15 protein-coding genes are annotated in these 19,006 nt (G+C 71.4%); 6 read left to right on the plus strand and 9 right to left on the minus strand.

Annotation, left to right across the window (positions count from 1 at the left end; translation table 11 throughout):
• Position 1 precedes the first annotated feature (1 nt).
• Complete coding sequence (locus tag OH768_RS46945) at positions 2 to 1,192, minus strand: MFS transporter (protein ID WP_406463099.1); 1,191 nt, start codon at positions 1,190 to 1,192, stop codon at positions 2 to 4.
• Positions 1,193 to 1,324: 132 nt separating this feature from the next.
• On the opposite strand from OH768_RS46945, the gene OH768_RS46950 reads away from it, so the two are divergent.
• On the plus strand, positions 1,325 to 2,404 hold the full coding sequence (locus OH768_RS46950; RefSeq protein ID WP_406463101.1) for an AraC family transcriptional regulator: 1,080 nt from the start codon (positions 1,325 to 1,327) through the stop codon (positions 2,402 to 2,404).
• A 4-nt stretch (positions 2,405 to 2,408) separates the two neighbouring features.
• Here the strand turns inward: OH768_RS46950 and OH768_RS46955 are convergent, their stop codons facing one another.
• The 3 genes from OH768_RS46955 to OH768_RS46965 are packed head-to-tail and all read right to left on the minus strand — an operon-like array spanning position 2,409 to position 6,039.
• Entirely contained in the window at positions 2,409 to 3,821 is a 1,413-nt protein-coding gene (locus tag OH768_RS46955; RefSeq protein WP_406463103.1) for an aldehyde dehydrogenase family protein, read from the minus strand.
• Complete coding sequence (locus tag OH768_RS46960) at positions 3,818 to 4,696, minus strand: SDR family NAD(P)-dependent oxidoreductase (RefSeq protein WP_406463105.1); 879 nt, start codon at positions 4,694 to 4,696, stop codon at positions 3,818 to 3,820. Before OH768_RS46960 ends, OH768_RS46955 begins: the two co-directional genes overlap by 4 nt.
• Entirely contained in the window at positions 4,693 to 6,039 is a 1,347-nt protein-coding gene (locus tag OH768_RS46965) for a flavin-containing monooxygenase (RefSeq protein ID WP_406463106.1), read from the minus strand. The genes OH768_RS46960 and OH768_RS46965 overlap by 4 nt, the downstream gene beginning before the upstream one ends.
• 192 nt (positions 6,040 to 6,231) lie before the next feature.
• Between OH768_RS46965 and OH768_RS46970 the strand changes: the two genes are divergently transcribed.
• From OH768_RS46970 to OH768_RS46980, 3 genes are all read left to right on the plus strand, one after another.
• A complete protein-coding gene (locus tag OH768_RS46970; protein ID WP_406463108.1) occupies positions 6,232 to 6,855 on the plus strand; it encodes a TetR/AcrR family transcriptional regulator in 624 nt (207 codons plus the stop codon).
• Positions 6,856 to 7,074: 219 nt separating this feature from the next.
• Positions 7,075 to 9,312: an MMPL family transporter gene (locus tag OH768_RS46975; RefSeq protein WP_406463109.1), complete on the plus strand. Its 2,238-nt coding sequence runs from the start codon at positions 7,075 to 7,077 to the stop codon at positions 9,310 to 9,312.
• A 130-nt stretch (positions 9,313 to 9,442) separates the two neighbouring features.
• Complete coding sequence (locus OH768_RS46980) at positions 9,443 to 10,396, plus strand: SMP-30/gluconolactonase/LRE family protein (RefSeq protein ID WP_406463111.1); 954 nt, start codon at positions 9,443 to 9,445, stop codon at positions 10,394 to 10,396.
• Positions 10,397 to 10,457: 61 nt separating this feature from the next.
• Here the strand turns inward: OH768_RS46980 and OH768_RS46985 are convergent, their stop codons facing one another.
• Positions 10,458 to 12,080 carry an MFS transporter gene (locus tag OH768_RS46985; RefSeq protein ID WP_406463113.1) on the minus strand — a complete coding sequence of 541 codons (1,623 nt, stop codon included), beginning with the start codon at positions 12,078 to 12,080 and terminating at the stop codon, positions 10,458 to 10,460.
• Positions 12,081 to 12,221: 141 nt separating this feature from the next.
• Between OH768_RS46985 and OH768_RS46990 the strand changes: the two genes are divergently transcribed.
• A complete protein-coding gene (locus OH768_RS46990; protein WP_406463115.1) occupies positions 12,222 to 13,217 on the plus strand; it encodes an Lrp/AsnC family transcriptional regulator in 996 nt (331 codons plus the stop codon).
• Between the two features lie 77 nt (positions 13,218 to 13,294).
• Here OH768_RS46990 and OH768_RS46995 read toward each other — a convergent pair whose 3' ends face one another.
• The 3 genes from OH768_RS46995 to OH768_RS47005 form a co-directional block, all read right to left on the minus strand.
• A complete protein-coding gene (locus OH768_RS46995; protein WP_406463116.1) occupies positions 13,295 to 14,635 on the minus strand; it encodes a jacalin-like lectin in 1,341 nt (446 codons plus the stop codon).
• 226 nt (positions 14,636 to 14,861) lie between these two features.
• On the minus strand, positions 14,862 to 15,962 hold the full coding sequence (locus tag OH768_RS47000) for a helix-turn-helix domain-containing protein (protein WP_406463118.1): 1,101 nt from the start codon (positions 15,960 to 15,962) through the stop codon (positions 14,862 to 14,864).
• Between the two features lie 233 nt (positions 15,963 to 16,195).
• On the minus strand, positions 16,196 to 17,173 hold the full coding sequence (locus tag OH768_RS47005) for an alpha/beta hydrolase (RefSeq protein WP_406463119.1): 978 nt from the start codon (positions 17,171 to 17,173) through the stop codon (positions 16,196 to 16,198).
• A 214-nt stretch (positions 17,174 to 17,387) separates the two neighbouring features.
• On the opposite strand from OH768_RS47005, the gene OH768_RS47010 reads away from it, so the two are divergent.
• Positions 17,388 to 18,269, plus strand: a complete 882-nt coding sequence (locus OH768_RS47010; RefSeq protein WP_406463120.1) for an LLM class F420-dependent oxidoreductase — start codon at positions 17,388 to 17,390, stop codon at positions 18,267 to 18,269.
• 73 nt (positions 18,270 to 18,342) lie between these two features.
• Here the strand turns inward: OH768_RS47010 and OH768_RS47015 are convergent, their stop codons facing one another.
• A complete protein-coding gene (locus OH768_RS47015) occupies positions 18,343 to 18,906 on the minus strand; it encodes an NAD(P)H-dependent oxidoreductase (protein ID WP_406463122.1) in 564 nt (187 codons plus the stop codon).
• Positions 18,907 to 19,006 lie beyond the last annotated feature (100 nt).

A 19,006-nucleotide genomic window follows, 5' to 3' on the forward strand; every position in this document is an offset into this window, starting at 1 on the left:
CCTACGCCCCCGATGTCCCCAGCGGCCGGGTGAAGTGCCGGGCCCCGGCCAGGACGAGCAGCGCCAGGGCTGCCGGTGCTGCGTACGCGAGCCGGAACTCGCCGGTGGAACCGAGCAGTCCGCTCACCGCGCCACCGGTGACGACGCCCGCGTAGTTGAAGAGGTTCAGCCGGGCCAGGACCGCTTCCGAGGCGGCCGGGCGCAGCCGCGCGGCGGAGGCCAGACACAGCGGGGCCAGAACCGACGCCCCCAGGCCCACCACCCCGGCCGCGAGCACGGCGAACGGCCAGCCCGGAGCCATGGCCATGCCCGCCAGAGCAGCCGCCACCACCAGGGCTGCCGTGCGGACGACGGCGACGGTCCCGACCCGCTGCACCAGCCGGTCCACGCTCGCGCGGCCGACGACCGTGCCGGCCTGGTACGCCGCGTACGCCATCGGCGCGACCGTGAGGGACGCGGCGAGGGTCTGCCGCAGATAGACCGCCGACCAGGCGGAGACCGTCGAGTCCACGACGTAGACGACGAGCAGGACCAGCCCGAAGGGGAGCAGTCGCAGCCACAGCCGACGCCCCAACGGCGGTTGCACCGACGGCTCTTGGGAGGAGGGAAGGACGTGCGTGCGCAGACAGCCGGCGACGAGCAGCAGGATGCCCGCCTGCACGGCAAGGCCGTCGCCCACGGGCCGGTCGAGACGGGCCGCCCCGGCGGTGAGCAGGGCCGCGAGCACACCGCCCACGCTCCACGCCGTGTAGAAGGAGCCGAAGACGCTACGGCCGTAGGCATGTTCGATCGCGGCGGCCCGGGTGTTGATCCCGACGTCGAGGCCGCCCACCGCGAGACCGAAGAGGACGTACGCGCAGACGGCGGTCTGCGGACCGGGCGCCCGTCCGATCAGGGTGAGCGCCAGCGCGGCCGTGAGCAGGGCGCCGCGCATCGTGGCGACCGGACCGGTGACACGGACCGCGACCAGCCCGAGAAAGCTGCCGAACCCGGCTGCCAGGGCGACCGCGACCAGCGTGGTGGTCGTCAGGAGCGTGGACAGCCCCTGGTGCTCGGTGACCGCGGGGACGGTCGTGTACACGGCGGCGACGGACACACCCTGAGCGGCGAACGCGAGCGTCGCCACCCTCCGGGCGCCCGCCCTGGCGGCGCGACGCCCGCTCTCCGCCCGGTCTGGAGCGCTGACTGACATGCACAGACCGTAGTCGGGCGGTGCGGGACGGACGCAGGACGCCGGGGGCCGTTGAGGGGACCTCGGCGGCCAGCGACTTCGACCGGTGAGGCCCGGGTGCTTACGGTGGTCGCCCACGAGGAGGTGAGTGCGATGTTCCCCGACCCTGCCCCGGCGGACCCGCACGGGACCAGCCGCAGCACATCGGCGACGATCCAGCCGAACATCCTGCGCTATCTCGTCACCGTCGCCGACGAGCGCGGCATCGACCTACGGCCCCTGCTGAGCCAGGTCGGCCTGGACGAGACGCTCATGCGGTCCGCCGCGCTACGGGTGTCGTACCGGCAGGGCAGCGCGGTGATCCGGCGTGCGGTGGAGCTCACCGGGGACGAGCGACTGGGCCTGAGGGTCGGCGCGGCGCAGCACCTCACCGCGTGGGGCCTGCTCGGCTTCGCGCTGCTGGCCGCCGACACACTGCGCCACGCCATCGAGACCGGTGTGAAGTACCAGAACATCTCCGGCGCGATGACCGTGTGGTCGACCGGCGTGGACGAGGACGGCGCCTTCGTCCTGCGTGCCGACCTCCCCGATCCCGCCGTCGACCCGAGCGTGGCCTCCTTCCTCATCGAGGAGGGGCTCGCCTCCGTGGTCACCGTGTCCCGACTGGCCATCGGCCCGGACTTCGCCCCGCGCGTGGTGGAGTTCTCCGCCCCGCCACCCCGTCAACACGACCTGTACGGCGCCCTGTTCGGCTGCCCGGTCCGCTTCCGTGCCCCGGCCGACCGTATCGTCATCGACCCCGCGTGGGCCCGCGCCCCGATGCCCGGCCGGGATCCGGTGACGTACGCCTCGACCCTGGAGACACTCGACGCCCAACTCGCCTCCCGCACCGGGCAACAGGACCTCCTCGAAGTGCTGGAGGTGTCCGTCGCGCAGAGTCTCCCGGTGATCCCGTCCTTCGGTGAACAGGCACGACGGCACGCGACCAGCGAGCGGACGCTGCGCCGTCGGCTGGCCGACTGCGGCACCACCTACGAGGCACTGGCCGAAGGCGTACGCCGGGAACGCGTCGAACAGCTGCTGCTGCGCCCGGAGTCGACCCTGCGTGACATCGCCCACCGGGCGGGCTTCTCCGACGAACGCGCCCTGCGCCGCGCGGTACGCCGCTGGCACGGCACCTCCCCGGTCCAGTTGCGGGAGCAGCTGCTCAGGGCGGCTGCGCACCGCGAATGACCGGTCAACGGGTGCGGATCCAGACCGTCTTCTCCCGCGTCCACTGGTCGAAGGCGTTCGTCGACTTCTCCGCGCCGCCGAACCCGGACTGCTTCCAGCCGCCGAACGGGGTGGTGATGTCCCCCTCGCTGTAGGCGTTGACGGAGACCACGCCCGCCTCGATGCCACGGGCCAGCCGCAGCGCGGTGTCGAGATCGCGGGTCCACACGGAGGCGGCGAGCCCGTACTCGGTGGCGTTCGCCATCCGTACCGCCTCCTCCTCGGAGGCGAAGGTCTCGACGGTGACCACGGGACCGAACAACTCCCTTGTGAGTACGTCGCTTTCGACGGGGGCGCGGGTGATCACGGTGGGCGGGTAGTAGGAGCCGCGCGCGGGGAGCCCGTGGGGGAGTCCCGCCGTGTGGATCTGGGCTCCGGCCGCGCGGGCGGCGTCGACGGCGCCCGCGACCCGGTCGAAGGCGGCGCGGTCGATGAGCGGCCCCTGCTGGGTACGCGGGTCGGCCGGATCGCCGACGACGAGGTCACGTGCCGCCGCGGTGAACCGCTCCACGACCTCCTCGGCGATGCTCCGGTGCACCAACACCCTTGAACCCGCGGTGCAGTTCTGCCCCATGGTCAGGAACGCGGCCTCGATCATGTCGCCGATCAGCTCGTCGCCGTAGGAGAGCGCGTCGGCCATCAGCACCTGGGGGCTCTTGCCGCCCATCTCCAGGGAGACGCGTTTGAAGTTGCTGTCGGCGGCTGCCCTGAGGATGCGGCGGCCGGTGGCGGTGGAGCCGGTGAAGGAGAGCGCCCGGACGAGGGGGTCGTGGGCGAGGGCGGCGCCGGCCTCCTCGCCGTAGCCGGGCAGTACCGTGAGCACGCCGTCGGGCAGGCCGGCCTCGGTGGCGAGGGCGGCGAGACGGAGGGCCGAGCGCGGGGTCGCCTCGGCGGGCTTGACGAGGAGACAGTTGCCGGCGGCCAGCGCGGGACCGACCTTCCAACTGGCCATCGCCAGCGGGTAGTTCCACGGGAGGATCGCCGCGCCGACACCGACCGGCTCGCGGCTGACGAGACCGAGCGCGTCGGCCCCGCCCGGCGCGACCCGGCCGAAGACCTTGTCGGCGGCCTCCGCGAACCAGCGGATCGACTCGACCGCCCCCGGCACGTCCCCCGTACGGCACTCCGTGATCGGCTTGCCCGCGTCCTCGCTGTCCAGCCGGGCGAGGAGTTCGGCGTCCCGTTCCATCAGGTCGGCCAGCCGCAGCAGTACGGCGCTCCGCTCGCGGACCGGCAGCCGCGACCACACCCCGGAGTCGTAGGTGAGTCGGGCCTGTTCGGCGGCCTTGGTGACGTCGTCGGCGCTCGCGGCGGGCAGGGTGGTGAGCGGCTCGCCGGTGGCCGGGTCGACGACGGTCAGCGTCTCGTTCCTGGTCATGCCTCCTCCACCAACTCCCAGCGCCCGTCGGTCTGTCGGGCCAGTCCGCGACGGCGGAGCTCCTCCAGATAGCGGGCCATGCCGCGGTCGCCGCGCTTGCGGAACAGGGGGAAGATCCTGGGCAGCAGGTTCGGTACGAGCATCGCGCACCGGACCAGACGCGACTCGCCGGACCGGGGGTAGGCCTCAAGGCGTGGCCTGTCCAGCAGGCTCACCACGGCCGCGACGACGTTCGCTGGCTGCTGCGGCCGGTCCTGGAACTGCATCGAGTTGCCGCCGTCCACGGCCTCCTGGCGCAGCATCCGGGTGTCCGTCGCCGAGGGCAGCACCGACCCGGCGAGGATGCCCCTGCCGCGCAGATCCAGGCCGATGGCGAGCATCGCGCCGCGCAGCCCGAACTTGGACGCCGTGTAGATCGGGGTCTCGCCCAGCGGGAAGATCCCGCCCAGGGAGACCGTGGTGACCACCCGGGCGTCCCGCGAGGCCTTCAGCAGGGGGATCGCGATCCGGGTGGCGACCAGCGGGGAGGTCAGGTTGAGGGTGATCTCCTGCTCGATGCTCTCGACGCTGCGCGCGTCGAAGCGCTCCGAGCTGGTCATGCCCACGTTGTTCACCAGTACGTCGAGCCGGCCGTGGACCTCGGCGACCCGCTCGAACAGCCCCTCCAGCTGGGCGCGTTGGGTCAGATCGCAGCCGATGCCCGCGTGCCCGGCACCCGGCAGTGCGGCGGCCACCTTCTCGGCACGGACCCCGTCGATGTCGACGACGACACAGCGCGCGCCGCCCGCCGCGAAGCGCCGGCACAGCGCACTGCCGATACCGCCCGCGCCACCTGTCACCAGCACGACCTTGTCGGTGAAGTCGAACCGCCTCATGCCGCCGTCTCCACCCGTCGCGGGGACCGCACCGGCGGCGCCTGGCCCTCGGTGCGCCAGCCCATCTGCCGGGCCACCCGGCCGAGGTACTTCACGAACGCCCCGCTGTCGACGTAACCGGTGTGCCGGGGCGAGGCGACGAACTTCAGCCCGCCGGACAGATCCGGCCGGTCGGCGCGGATCATCTGGGTGAACCGCTCCGCGTTGGCCAGACCGTGACGCGCGTCGTGCAGATACCCGGCGATCAACTGCGCCTGCATGTCGAAGAGTTGGTACGCCCCGGCGTTGGTCTCGACGAACCCGATGCCGAACAGGCCCTGGTGCTGGCGCGAGAACGACGACAGATACAGGTCGGGATGCTGTTCGTCGCCGAAGTACCGCTGCGCGACCGGGACTTTGTGGACGAAGCCGGTGGCCAACAGGATCAGGTCGAAGTCGTCGCTCGTGCCGTCCGCGAAGTGCACGGTGCTGCCCTCGGCGCGGGCGATGCCGGGCCGGGCGGTGATGTCGCCGTGCTGGAGGTGGTGGATCAGCATCGAGTTGATGGCCGGGTGCGTCTCGAACAGCTTGTGGTCCGGCTTCTGCAGCCCCAGCCGTGTCGGATCGCCGTTGATGATCCGCAGCAGACCGCCGAAAACCCGCTGCGCCAGCCACATCGGCAGATGCGGACCGCTGCTGGCGATGGTGTCCACCGGCCGCCCGAACAGATGCTTGGGGATGAACCAGTACCCGCGCCGCATGCTGATCACCGCACGGTCCGCCGCCCGGGCCGCGTCGCACGCGATGTCACAGCCCGAGTTCCCCGCACCCACGACCAGCACCCGCCGGCCCCGCAGCTCCTCCGCGCTGCGATAGCCGACCGTGTGCCGGACCTCGCCGCTGAACTCCCCGGGGATGTCAGGGATGTTGGGGTGCCACTGGGAGCCCGTGCACACCACGACCTGCCCGTGCAGGCTCTCGCGCCCGTCGGTCCGGACGACCGTCCAGGTGCCGTCCGCGTTCTTCTCGACGCTCTCGACCCCGACGCCGAACTCGATCCGGTCCGTCAGCCCGTAGGCGTCGGCGAAGGACCGCAGATACGACAGGACCTGCCGGTGCGGCGGGTAGTCCGCGAAGTGATCGGGCATGGGGAAGCCGCTGAAGCCGGACAGGGTCCGGCTGGAGATGAAGTGCGCCGACTCGTACATCGGCCCGCCCGGATTCTCGATGTCCCAGATCCCGCCGACCCCGGTGTGCCGCTCCAGATGCGTGTACGGCAGCTTCCGCTCGGTCAGTGCCCTGGCGACCGCCAGCCCGGCGGGCCCCGCCCCGATCACACACGTGTCCAACTGGCTTTCCGTCACGAGCCTGCCTCCTCGGTCGTCCCGATTCACGGGTGGTGGAGGAAACGTATGCACCCGCTGTCCTGCCGGAACTGACCCGCGCGGCCAGGGACGGGACCTCAGCGGCCGCGCCACGGCCGCCGGCGTCCAGCCGGGCGAGGACCGACTTGTTCGGACGACTTGTTCGTAGGACTCAGTCGCTACACTGGTGTCATGGCTCACGTGTCCGCGGCCGAGCGCCGCCCCCAGCTGATCAAAGCGGCCATCGACCTCATGACGAGGGAAGGGGTCGCGGCCGGCAGCACACGGGCCATCGCCGCCGAGCTGGGGGTCGCCCAGGCCACCGTGCACTACACCTTCGGCACCAAGGAAGGACTGTACCGAGCGGTCATGGACCAGCTCACGCAGGATCTGGTGGCCCAGGTCGAGCGGGCGGCGCCGACCGACGGCGGTTTCGAGGAGACGGCGAGCGTGTTGGCCGCCGCGCTGTGGCGGACGGTGCGGGAGCAGCCCGCGAGCCATCAACTCCTGGCGGAACTGACCATGTTCGCGCTCCGCTCGCCCGCTCTGAAAGAGGCCCTCGAAACCCACTACCGGGGGTGGACCGAGGTGACCGCGCGACTGATCACGGAGGCGGCCGAGCGAACCGGCCAACCCCTCGCCCAGCCCGTGGACACCATCGCGCGATTCTTCCTCGCCGGTTTCGACGGGCTCACACAGCAACACCTCGCGCTCCCGGACGAGGAGGCCGAACACACCTGCCTCCAGGCCTTCGTGTCCGCCGTGGTGGCGATGGCCGGAGGTCGGCTGGAGCTGGTGGCGGTACCTGCGGACTGACAGCAGCACGGGCGCGCCCCCCAGGGCGCGCGAAGCGAGCATCGAGCGTTTTGAAGGCGACCTTGTCAATCGACAAGGTCGCCTTATTTTGTCATCTGCGTATAGGGCTTGAGCTGGGCTTATGGAGTAGATGGTGGGTATCACGGTCGAGAGACTCGGTCGCTCGACTTGAGCGGGTGATAAAGTCGGCCCACCGCCAACCGTTCGAGGGAGTTCGTCATGGCCGTCCTGCTTCACCGGCTGGGCCACAGCGCCTACCGGCACCGCAAACTCGTCCTGGGTGTCTGGCTCTTCGTGCTGGCCGCGCTCATCACCTGCGTCGGCGTCTTCGGCGGCAAGCTCGACGACCGCTTCTCGGTGCCGGGCACCGAGTCGCAGCGGGCGTTGGACAGCCTGAGCAAGAACCTTCCGGAAGCCTCGGGAGCGAGTGCCCAGATCGTCTTCACGGCGCCCGAGGGGCACCGGATCACCGAGGCGCCCTATACGGCGGCCATCGCCCGGGCCGTGACGGAAGCCAAAGAGGCGCCCCAGGTCGGCGAGGTCGTCGCCCCGCAGTCCTCCGGGGCCGTCTCGACCGACCGGACGACGGCGATCGTCCAGGTCCAGTACCCCGTGCAGAACGCGGAGGTGCGCACCTCGTCCGTGGACGCGATCAAGAACGCGGCCCGCGCGGCGGAGCAGGACGGGCTGCGGACCTCGGTGGGCGGTTCCGTCTTCAACAGCAACGGAGTCCACATCGGGCCGTCCGAGATCATCGGGGTGGCCGTGGCGCTGCTCGTGCTCGTCGTCACGTTCGGTTCGCTGCTCGCCGCCGGCATGGCACTGCTGCCCGCACTGATCGGTGTGGCGGCCGGACTGACCGGGCTGCTCGCCCTCGCGCCCGCGGTGAGCATCTCCTCCACGGCCGTCACACTCGCCCTGATGCTGGGACTGGCCGTCGGCATCGACTACGTCCTGTTCATCCTCTCGCGCCACCGGCAGCAACTGGCCCGCGGTACCGACCCGAAGGAATCCGTCGCGCTGGCCGTCGGCACGGCCGGAAGCGCCGTGGTCTTCGCCGGCACCACCGTGATCATCGCGCTCGCCGCGCTGAGCGTCATCGGCATCCCGTTCCTGACCACCATGGGTCTCGGGGCCGCCGGCGCGGTCCTCGTCGCCGTACTGGCCGCCATAACCCTCGTCCCCGCCATCGCGGGATTCGCCGGCACGCGACTCGCCCCCAAGCCCGGCACCCGCGCCGCCCGGCGGGCCGCCGACGCCGAGGGAACCACCGGCCGCACCACCCTGGGCACCCGCTGGACGAAGTGGGTCATAGCCAAGCCGCTGCTGACCGTGCTCGCCGTCGCGGGCATCCTGGTCACCCTCATGCTGCCCGCCGCCGACCTGCGGCTGGCCCTTCCCGACAACGGCTCCGCACCCCAGGCCTCCACCCAGCGCACGGCCTACGACACGATCAGCGCCAAGTTCGGCCCCGGCTTCAACGGCCCGCTGCTCGTCCTGGCGGAGACCAACGACGGGACGGCTGCCGCGAGTTCACGGGCCGGTGCCCAAGTGGCCGCGAAACTGCGGACCATGAAGGACGTCAAAGCCGTCCTGCCGCCCCAGCCCACCGACGACCCGACGCAGAGCGTCATCACCGTGCTCCCCGCCTCCGGCCCCGACAGCGTGCGCACCGGCCAACTGGTCCGCGCGATCCGGGACATCGCACCCGACCTCCGTTCCACCACCGGCGCGTCCATCGCGGTCACCGGCACCACCGCCGTCAACATCGACGTCTCCAACCGGCTCAGCGACTCCCTGCTGCCCTTCGTCGCCATCGTCGTCGGCCTCAGCCTGCTCCTGCTGACGATCGTCTTTCGGTCGCTTGTCATCCCCGTCAAGGCCGCCGTCGGTTTCCTCCTGTCGGTGGGCGCCTCGCTCGGCCTGGTCGTCGCCGTCTTCCAATGGGGCTGGCTGGCCGACGTCCTCGACGTGCCGCACAGCGGTCCTGTCGTCAGCTTCCTGCCGATCATCCTGATCGGTGTGCTGTTCGGACTGGCCATGGACTACGAGGTGTTCCTCGTGTCCGGGATGCGCGAGGAGTGGGCCCACACCGGCCGGGCCCGCCAGTCGGTCGTCGACGGCGCGCGGCACAGTGTGCGGGTCGTCACCGCCGCCGCACTGATCATGTTCACCGTCTTCGCCGGGTTCTTCCCCCTGGACGACTCCCTCATCAAGCCCATCGCGTTCTCCCTCGCCGTCGGCGTGGCCGTCGACGCCTTCGCCGTCCGCATGACGCTCGTACCGGCGGTGCTCGCGCTCGCCGGCCGGGGCGCCTGGTGGCTGCCCGGCTGGCTGGACCGGATTCTGCCCGACCTCGATGTCGAGGGAAGCAGCCTCCGGAAGGCGGTACCGGCGGACCGCGGGGAACCCGAGCCCGCGGTTGTGGGTGGGGCGGGTGGGAACTCCGGGCCGTGACGGGCCGTTGCCCAAATGCCGAGCCTTGGCGTGGAGTTGAAGAAGATTTCACCCGAGTCCCAGGGCTCGCCCGAGTCGCCGAGTTCGTCCAACCGCACCCTCACCCCACTCGTCCCCGGAGGCCCGAACGATGACCCGGAACCATCCCCGGCCCAGCCGGCGCGCCGCCTTACTCGGCGGCGCCGCCCTGACCGCCCTCGCCGTCACGGCCGGCACCGGCACGGCACGCGCCAACTCGGCCACCCCAGTGGCCAGTTGGCCGACGGAGTTCCCGCTGCCCAACGGCTGGCTCCCCGAAGGCATCGCCATCGGCAGCAGGCCGTACGCCTACCTGGGCTCCCGCTCCAACGGCGCCATCTACCGCACCGACCTGCGCACCGGCGAGGGCAAGGTCCTCTCCGAGGGCGCCACCGGCCTGGTCTCCGTCGGCCTGAAGCTCGACCACGACGGCCTGCTGTACGTCGCCGGCAGCACCGGAGCCGCACGAGTCGTCGACTCCCGCACCGGCGAGATACTGACGACCTATCAACTCACCCCCACCACCGGCCACTTCATCAACGACATCACCCTGCTCGGCGACCGTGCCTGGTTCACCGACTCCCTCGACGCCGTGCTCTACGGCGTCCCCCGCGGCCGTACGGGCGAGGTCACCGCCCTGCCGCTCACCGGCGACTGGGTGCAGACGCCCGGGGTGAACAACGCCAACGGCATCGTCGGCACCCCGGACGGCCACGGCCTCATCGTCGTCAGCAGCACCCCCGGCAAGCTCTACCGGGTGTCCCTCAGGACCGGCGCCGCCACCGAGATCGTCCTCAGCGGAGCGTCCGACGTGGCCAACGGCGACGGTCTGTTCCGGATCGGCCGGACGCTGTACGTCCTCCAGAACCGCCTGAACCGGATCAGCGTGTTCGACCTCGACGCCGAGGTCACCACCGCGACCCTGCGCAGTACGATCACCGACCCGCGCTTCGACGTCCCCACGACCGCCGCCCGCTTCGGCAACCGGCTCTATCTGGTCAACGCCCGCTTCACCACCCCGCAGACGCCCGACACGACGTTCACCGCCGTCGCCGTGTCGATCTGACGCGACAGCGGGCGGGGCTCCCTTCGCGAAGAGGTGCGAAGGGAGCCCCGCCCGCAATGAATCAAGGGTGCGGCGTCGGCTCAACTGCCGCTGCGACAGCCGCCGTTGCTGCACCAGTGGTGGTCGTGCCGGCGACCGGAGCCGTCGTAGAAACGGCCGTCTGGCGCGGGCGGAGCAGGAGTACGCAGACCAGCGCCGCGAGGAGGGTCAGCGACCCGGCCACCACCAGGCACAGCCGCATGCCGTCCAGGAAGGAGTCGCCGAGTGCGCCGAGCGCCCGCCCGGTGTTCACGCCGAGGTTCATGTGGGCGACGGCACCCAGACCACCGGCGTCGGCTGTCGCGACGATGCTGTGCTGCGTCGCGCCCGTCACCCCGGCGTCGGTCAGATGGCCGGGCAGGGTGTCGAGCGCCTTGGTGGTGAGCAGGGCGCCCAGGACGGCCGGGCCGAGCGCGCCGCCGACCTGCCGGAACGCGTTGTTGCCGGCCGCCGCCATCCCCGCCTGCTGATACGGCACGGAGGCCACGGCGGTCGCGGTCATCGGCGTCAGGACGGTCCCGATGCCCAGCCCCAGCAGCGCCAGCCGCCAGGCGATGGACCCGAACGAGGTGCCGGCGTCGACGCCGGTCAGCGAGAACAGCGCGCCGGAGATGACCAGCAGACCACCGGTGATCAGGACGCGCGGGGCGACCCGGTGCATGAGCCGCCCGACCGGCTGGCCGACCACGATCGCCGCCGCGGTGACCATGAGCAGCCGCCAGGCCGCCTGCAGCGTGTCCAACTGCTGCACCAGGCCGAAGTAGAGGCTGAGCAGGAAGAAGAAGCCGATCAGCGCCAGGAAGGTGATCATCGCGACCAGGGTGGTGGCGGTGAACGCCGGGCTGCGGAACAGCGTCAGATCCAGCATCGGACTGTCGCTGCGCCGCTCCGCGAACACGAAGGCGACTCCGCCGACCACGGCTGTGAACAGGGCGACCATGACCTTGCCGTCCGTGAAGGAACCGGCGCCGCCCTCGATCACGCCGTAGACGAGTGCGGTGATGGAGAGGGTCGCGGTCAGCTGGCCGGGCCAGTCCAGCTTCCGGCCGTGCGGGGCCCGTGAGTCGGGGAGCAGCCGGGCCGCGACGACCAGCGCGATCAGCGGGACGGGGACGGACAGCAGATAGATCCAGCGCCACGAGGTGTGGTCGAGGATGACGCCGGCTATCAGCGGGCCGATGGCCAGCGCGGCCATGAGGGCGGTCGCCCACAGGCCGATGAACTTGCCGCGCTCCCGGTGGTCGGGCACCGCGTGGCTGATCAGCGCGAGTGTGGTGGGCAGCAGGGTCGCGGCGCCGAGACCGGCGAGCGCCTGGCCGATCCAGAGCACCTGCACCGACTGCGCGCACAGCGCCACGGCGGCACCGGCGGCGGCGAACAGCAGGCCCGCCTGGAACACCTTCTTGCGTCCGTGCACATCGCCGAAGACACCGGCGGTGAGGATGAACGCGGCCATCGGCAGCACGAACGCGTCCTGGACCCAGGACAGTTGGGCGGTCGAGGCGTTCAGCGCCGCCTGGATGGCGGGCAGGCTCACGGCGACCGTGGTCACCGGCAAGTAGGCGACGAAGACGCCGAGGCAGGCCATGACGAGGGTGGCCGCCCGCCGGTCGGCCGTCCCGCTCGCCGGGGTCGTGACGTTCACGGAGAACTCTCCTTCTTGACTGCGGTGCCCTCGAACGGGCACGCGCCTCAGGATCGGCTCCGCCATGGACAATCACCAACGCTCGACCGGAAAGCGACCGGAAACCTCCAAGCTGGTCCAGATGGGTGCCAGACTTTCCCCATGACAGACGCAGTCGACGGAAAAATCCTCCGTGCCCTGCAGTGCGCGCCACGCGCCTCGTTCCGGCTGATCGGCGAGGTGGCCGGGGTCTCGGAGCAGACCGCGGCCCGGCGTTTCCACGCGCTGAGGCGGGCCGGGGTGATGCGGGTGGTCGGCCTCGTCGACCCGGCCGTCCACGGCGACGCGCGCTGGGTGGCCCGGATCCGCTGCCGCCCCGACCGGGTCGGCCCGCTCGCCGACGTGCTCACCCGTCGGCCCGACATCGCCTACGCGGGACTGGCGTCCGGCGGTTCGGAGATCATCTGCGTCATCAGCGCACCGGTCCACGTACCGCGCGACGACGTCCTGCTCCGCCAACTGCCCAAGTCGGCATCGGTGTTGGACGTCAGCATCGACCTGCTCATCCATCCCTTCGGCACGACGGGCAGAAGCGACTGGACGGGCTACGGCGGCCACCTCACACCGGAGCAGATCCAACTCCTCGCCGGCGAGAGGCCGTTGGTTCCCGCCGGCCCACCTGTACGCCTCACCGACGAGGACACCCCGCTCCTCGACGCGCTCGCGGAGGACGGCCGCGCCACCCACACCCAGCTCGCCGACGTCACCGGCTGGTCCACGGCCCGCGTGGCCCGCCGCCTGGACGCGCTGGAGAGCTCGGGGGCTCTCGTCTTCGACGTCGAACTGCTCTCCGCCCGCCTGGGGTTCGCCCTCAACGCCACCCTGTGGCTGCGCGTCGCCCCGGCCCGGCTCGCACACGTCGGCGAGGAACTCGCGGCCCACGACGAGGTCGCCTTCGCCGCCGCCATCAGCGGGGAGTCCAATATGATGGTCGTCCTCATCTGCCGCGACACCGAGGACCTGTACCGCTACCTGACCACCAAGGTCGCCGCGGTCCCGGGCATCGACGGCTACGCCGTGAGCATCCACGTCCACCGCCTGAAGCAGGCCACCTCGCTCATCTCGCGCGGGCGGCTGGTGCCCTCGGCGTTCGCGTAGGTCGGCCGGAGCGCACCGGGCCGGATCACCCGCGGCGGCGGGTGATCCGGCGGACGGGACCCAGGCGCTACGGCGGGTCAGCGCTTGGTGTAGATGAAGCCGACCTTGTCCAGCTCGTCTCCGGAGCGTCCGTGGAAGCCGGCGATCTGCCAGCCGGACGGGGCGGTGCGGGTCACGCAGTCCGAGGTGGTGGTGCCACCGGCCAGGGTGTTGCCCAGGTTGGTGGTGAACTTCGCGTAGAAGATCCGCGTGGTGTCGTTGTACTTGCTCTCGCACAGGTACGCCGACGTCACGTACTCGCCGCTGCCCAGCGTCAGAGAGGACGCGGTGCCGCCCGTGCCGCCGTGGGTGAGTGTGGTGCCGTTGGCCAGGGTGATGCCGACCTGGTCGACACGGGAGCCCGAGCGCAGCGAGATCGTGGTGGCGCGGGCGGCGGCCGGGACGCTGGGGAGGTCCTGGTAGTAGTCGCCGTGCGGGCCGCCGAACTGGTCGCTGAGCTGGAAGTCCGCGCTCTGCGACCAGGTGAAGCCGACCGTGATCGGGTCGTGGTCGGAGAGCATCAGCCCGTCCGAGGTAAGGAACTTGGCGTGCTCGTTGTTGTACGAGGTCGCGTTGAGCGTCACCAGTTTGCTGCTGCGGTAGAGGACCTTGTCCACGACCTCGCAGGTGTTGGGCACCGTGGCCCCGGTCTGGTCGCACACCAGCGCGTCGCTGCCCTTGGCCGGCGCGACGCCACCGCGGATCACCTTGACCCAGGCGTCGGTGAGCCCGTTGGCCGCGCCGAACTCCGCGATCGTGTCGGCGGTGCGGGTGTAGCGGGTGTTGGTGTCACCCATCACCACGACGGCGTTGCCCGCCGAGTGGGTGTTGATGAACGAGGTCAGCTGGCTGAGGTTGTCGGCGCGGGAGGCCTCGTCGCCGTCGTTGGTACCGGCGTTGGTGTGCAGGTTGTAGAAGTCGACGTACACGCCCTCGGAGAGGCGCTCGCGCATGAACGTGAAGCCCTTGGGGGTGAGGCAGTCGCCCGAGTCGACCTGGCAGGAGTTCCAGTGGACGCGCTCGAAGTCGTCCCCGTCCCAGGCGTAGTTGGAGACGGTGTTGAGCCCGCTGCCGATGCCCGCGCCGCCGCTGGTCGCGGTGCGGTAGGGGTGGGTGTCGGTGGAGTACAGGTAGGCGTGGTAGTTGAAGTCCTCCTGCACGTTCACGATGTCGTACGGGGCGATGCGCGTGCCGATCGCGGTGGTGCTCGTGTCGCGCGGCGTCGAGGCGCTGGACAGCGACTCGGGCAGCCCGGCGATGTTGTAGCTGAGCACACTGAAACTGCCCGAGGTCGCGGCGGCGGCCGGTGTGGCGGCGGCCACCGTGAGCCCGCCCAGGGCCGCGGCAGCGGTCGCCAGACAGGCGAGGAGTCTGCGCATGGGGAAGTGCCTCCTGCGGAGTGACAGAGGGGGAGGGTGGTGCGGCGGTCATGTCAAAATGTAGCGACAAGCGCTTGCTGTGACTCCCCTCCGGCCGCACCGAATCGGGAATTCCGCGTGACGCCGGGATGGCCAAGTCCCCTTGTGTGCCCGTTTGTTGACGGTGCGGGGGGATAGCGTCCCGGGTGCGGGCCATCAGTAACCGCTCAACCGGCCGCCCCGGCTGCTACGGCCGCGCCAAATGCCGCATCGTCAGCGCCAGTTGCAGCCGCAGCCGCCCCTGCGGAGTGCGTACCGGCCAGCCCAGCAGGGACTCCGCGTGGGTCAACCGGTCCTGGAGCGTGGAGTGATGGACGTTGATCTCGGTGGCCGCAGCGCGCAGGCTCGTCGTGGCGGCGACGGCGTTCAGAGTGGCCAGCAGCCAGGGCGCGTTCGCCGCCGCCGCTTCCAAGTCGTGGACGTCGGGCGGCGGTTCGGCACCCGGTGCGACCAGGCCGGCGAGGAGCGCGATGCCGCCGAGCGCGTCGGCGTGCACGATCCGCTCGCCGGGGTCCTGCGCGGTCCCGTCGGCGGTGAAGCGGAGGGCGGTGCGGGCGGCGGCCCAGGAGCGGGGCAGGTCCAGTACGGGGACGGCCGGGCCGATACCCAGCCGGCCGGCGGGCAGCCCGGCGTCCGTCGGGACCCCGAGCGCGTGCGCCGGAGTCGGCTGCGGGCCGCCGTCCGGGTGCGGGGGGACCGACACGGGCCGCCCGCCGCCGCCCGTACCGGTGTCCCGCGGTGCGGCGACGACCTGGGGCGGCCGGTCGAGCGGGGCGACGACACGGGCCCGGGTCGCGGGGTCGGCCACGTCCAGGCCGAGGCGGCGGGCCGCGTGCAGCCGGGCCGGCTCCGGGGCCGTGGCGTCGAGCAGCGTCTCCACCAGCTCCGGGTCGTCGGCGGGTACCCGGCCCCGGGTGCGGTCGAGCACGAGCCGTACAGCGCCGGCCGCCCGCTCCAGGATCACCGCGTCGACGACACTGGGCGCCGTCTCCGCCGTACGCTCCAGCCACAGCGCGGAGGCCCCGCCCGGTGTCAGCGCGACGGACGGCCAGGAGGGATCCGGCGGTGACTCGCTGTCCCTGCGCCTGCCGTCCGCCTCGACCCGCACCCGCACCCGCCGTTCGGCGTCGACCAGCCGCGCGGCACACCCGGCCAGCACCGCCGCCCCACGCACCAGCGCCTCAAGACCGGCCCGCGACTCGGCGAGCCGATCGAAGTAACCGATGACCTGGACGGCGGCACCGGCGTCCGGATCCAGCGCGGTCAGGCGTCCGGCCAGCTCTTTCATATCCCCATGGTGCGTCATGGAACGGGTGTGCAGGAGTTCGCGGACAAGGTTCCGTCGAGGGCGTGGGGCACGGGGGTGGCACGAGGGTGTTTCCGGCCGGAGCGTGCCGTCCCGTCCTCGGACTCAGGGAAACGCGGACCACCCGCCCCGACCGGGACGACCCGGCACCGTACGCGCCGACAGCGGCCACCGCTCGCCCCCGCGCGGCCTCGTACGCAAGCCGCCCGAACCCCCTACGCCCCCAACAGCCGCCGCAGCCAGGTCAGATGCGCGGCCCGGGCCGCCTGCGACAGGGCCGCCTGCGGAGCGAAGCCGTCGAAGCCGTGGAAGCCGCCGGGCCAGACGTGGAGTTCGGCGACGCCGCCCGCCTGCCAGAGGCGGGACGCGTAGGTGACGACCTCGTCGCGGAAGGTCTCCGCCGAGCCGACGTCGAGGAACGCCGGGGGCAGTCCGGTGAGGTCCTCCGCGCGGGCCGGTGCGGCGTACGGGGACACGTCGGGGCCGCCGCGGCGGTCGCCGAGGAGCGCGGTCCAGCCGGTCTCGTTGGCCGTGCGGTCCCAGACGCCCACGCCGACCATCTGGTGCGCGGACGGGGTGTCGTTGCGGTCGTCGAGCATCGGGCACAGCAGCAACTGGCCGATCGGCTGCGGACCGCCCCGGTCCCGTGTCAGCAGGGCCAGCGCGGCACACAGGCCGCCGCCCGCGCTCGCGCCCATGACGATGATCCGCTCCGGGTCGCCGCCGATCTCCTTCGCGTGCTCCGCCGTCCACAGCAGACCCGCGTACACGTCCTCGATCGGCGCGGGATGCGGATGCTCGGGCGCCAGCCGGTACTCCACCGACACCACCACCGCGTCCAGTTCCCGCGCGTACTCCAGCGCCCCGCTCACCCCGACCCGGTTGTCGCCGATCACCATGCCGCCGCCGTGCACGTGGTAGATGACGGGCAGCGGTCCGGCGGTCGCGGGCGCGGTCGGGCGGCAGATCAGCATCGAGATGTCGGGCTCCCCGACCGGCCCCGCCACCTCGCGGTCCTCGACGGCGAAGGCCCCGTCCAGCGTTATGTCCAGCTGTCCCAACTGCGTGATGGCCGGTCCCTGGCGGATCTCGGCGATGTCCTCCAGCGACATCCCGGGCGAGATGAACTCCTTGATCAACTCCAGTGCTGCGGCGAGTTCGGGGTCGAACGGGGGCGGCGGGACGGACGTCATGCGCTTCTCCTCACGCTGGGCGCGGCGGCTCGTACGGCCATACTCCGCGCGGTTACCCCCGATCCGCCCGCCGCCGTCCGGCGGAACCTCCCCGCCGGACGGCGGGTGCCCTACCGTCCCGTCCGCCGTACAGCGCTTGACTTCGAGAGCGCTCGAAGACCTACCGTCACGAAAGACGGTGAAGGTCCGGGCGAACTGTGAAACGGAGTCGGACATGCGGGTCGGCGTACACATCAACCGGTTCAACCATCCGGGAGGGCCGGCGGCGGTCGGGCCCGAGCTGGCCGCCGCGGGCGCCGCGGCCGAGGCGGCGGGCGTCAGCTGGCTCTCGGTGATGGACCACTACTTCCAGATGGAGTTCAACGGCGGCGCCCAGGACGCCATGCTGGAGGCCTACACGACACTGGGCTTCCTGGCCGGCCACACCTCCACGGTCCGGCTCGGCGCGCTGGTGACCGGTGTGACGTACCGGAATCCGGGGCTGCTCGCGAAGATCGCCACCACGCTCGACGTGCTCTCCGGCGGCCGGGCCACCCTCGGTATCGGGGCCGCCTGGTACGACCGTGAGCACCACGGTCTCGGCGTGCCCTACCCGCCGGTCGCGGAGCGTTTCGAGCGGCTGGAGGAGACTCTGCGGATCTGTCTGCAGATGTGGGACCCGGAGGCCAACGGCCCCTTCGAGGGCAAGCACTACCGGCTCGCCGAGACCTTGTGCGTGCCCGCGCCGGTCAGCAGCCCCCACCCCGAGATCATGATCGGCGGCGGCGGTGAGAAGAAGACGCTGCGGCTGGTCGCCCAGTACGCCGACGCCTGCAACCTGATCGTGTCTACGCCGGACGAGCTGCGGCACAAGCTCGAGGTGCTGCGCGGGCACTGCGACAGGCTGGGGCGCGATTACGACCGTATCCGCAAGACGATCGTCCACACCGGAGAGTCGGTCACCACGGGCGACCTCGACGCCTTCCTGCGGGAGATCGACGGCTTCACCAAGCTCGGTGTCGACACGGTGATCCTGGGCCCGCGCACCGGGGAGCCGGCTGAGTGGATCGAGCGGTTCGTGGCCCCGGCGGTGCCGCGCCTGGCCGAACTGGACTGACGTGAACTGACGTGAAAGGGGCCGGAGTTCATATGAACTCCGGCCCCTTTCACGGTGAAGCAAGGTGCCTCGATCAGGCGGCGACGGCCTCGCCCGCGTGGCCCTTCAGCTGGGAGAGGACCTCGGTCAGCTGGGCGACGACCTCGGCGTCCTCGGACGGGTGGGTCTCGGCGAAACGGGTCACGGAACCGGGGATCGAGAGCTTGATCTCCTCGATCACCTTGCCGCCGGCGATGCCCACGGCCTTGCGGGCCTCGTCCTGCGCCCACACGCCGCCGAACTGGCCGTAAGCGGTGCCGACCACGACGACCGGCTTGCCGCCGAAGCCGCTGGCGCCGTAGGGGCGGGACAGCCAGTCGATGGCGTTCTTCAGGACGGCCGGGATGGTGCCGTTGTACTCGGGGGAGAAGAAGAGGAACGCGTCGGCGGCACCGGCGGCGGCGCGCAGCTTGGCGGCGGCGGCCGGGACATTGCCCTCGACGTCGATGTCCTCGTTGTAGAACGGGATGTCGGCGAGACCCTCGAAGATCTCGATGTCGGAGCCCTCGGGCGCGAACTTCACGGCGGCCTCGGCGAGCTGGCGGTTGTGCGAGCCGGCACGCAGGCTGCCGACGAGCGCGAGGATACGAACAGACATGGGGACTCCAAGGGGGGCTGAAACACTGCTGTAACGATCCGGACCGAGGTCCGCTTAAAAGTTGTACCAGCCTAAGCGGACCGCGGTCCAGTTTTGTTCC

Origin of the sequence: Streptomyces sp. NBC_01622 (assembly GCF_045209635.1) — a bacterium.
Lineage (GTDB): Bacteria > Actinomycetota > Actinomycetes > Streptomycetales > Streptomycetaceae > Streptomyces.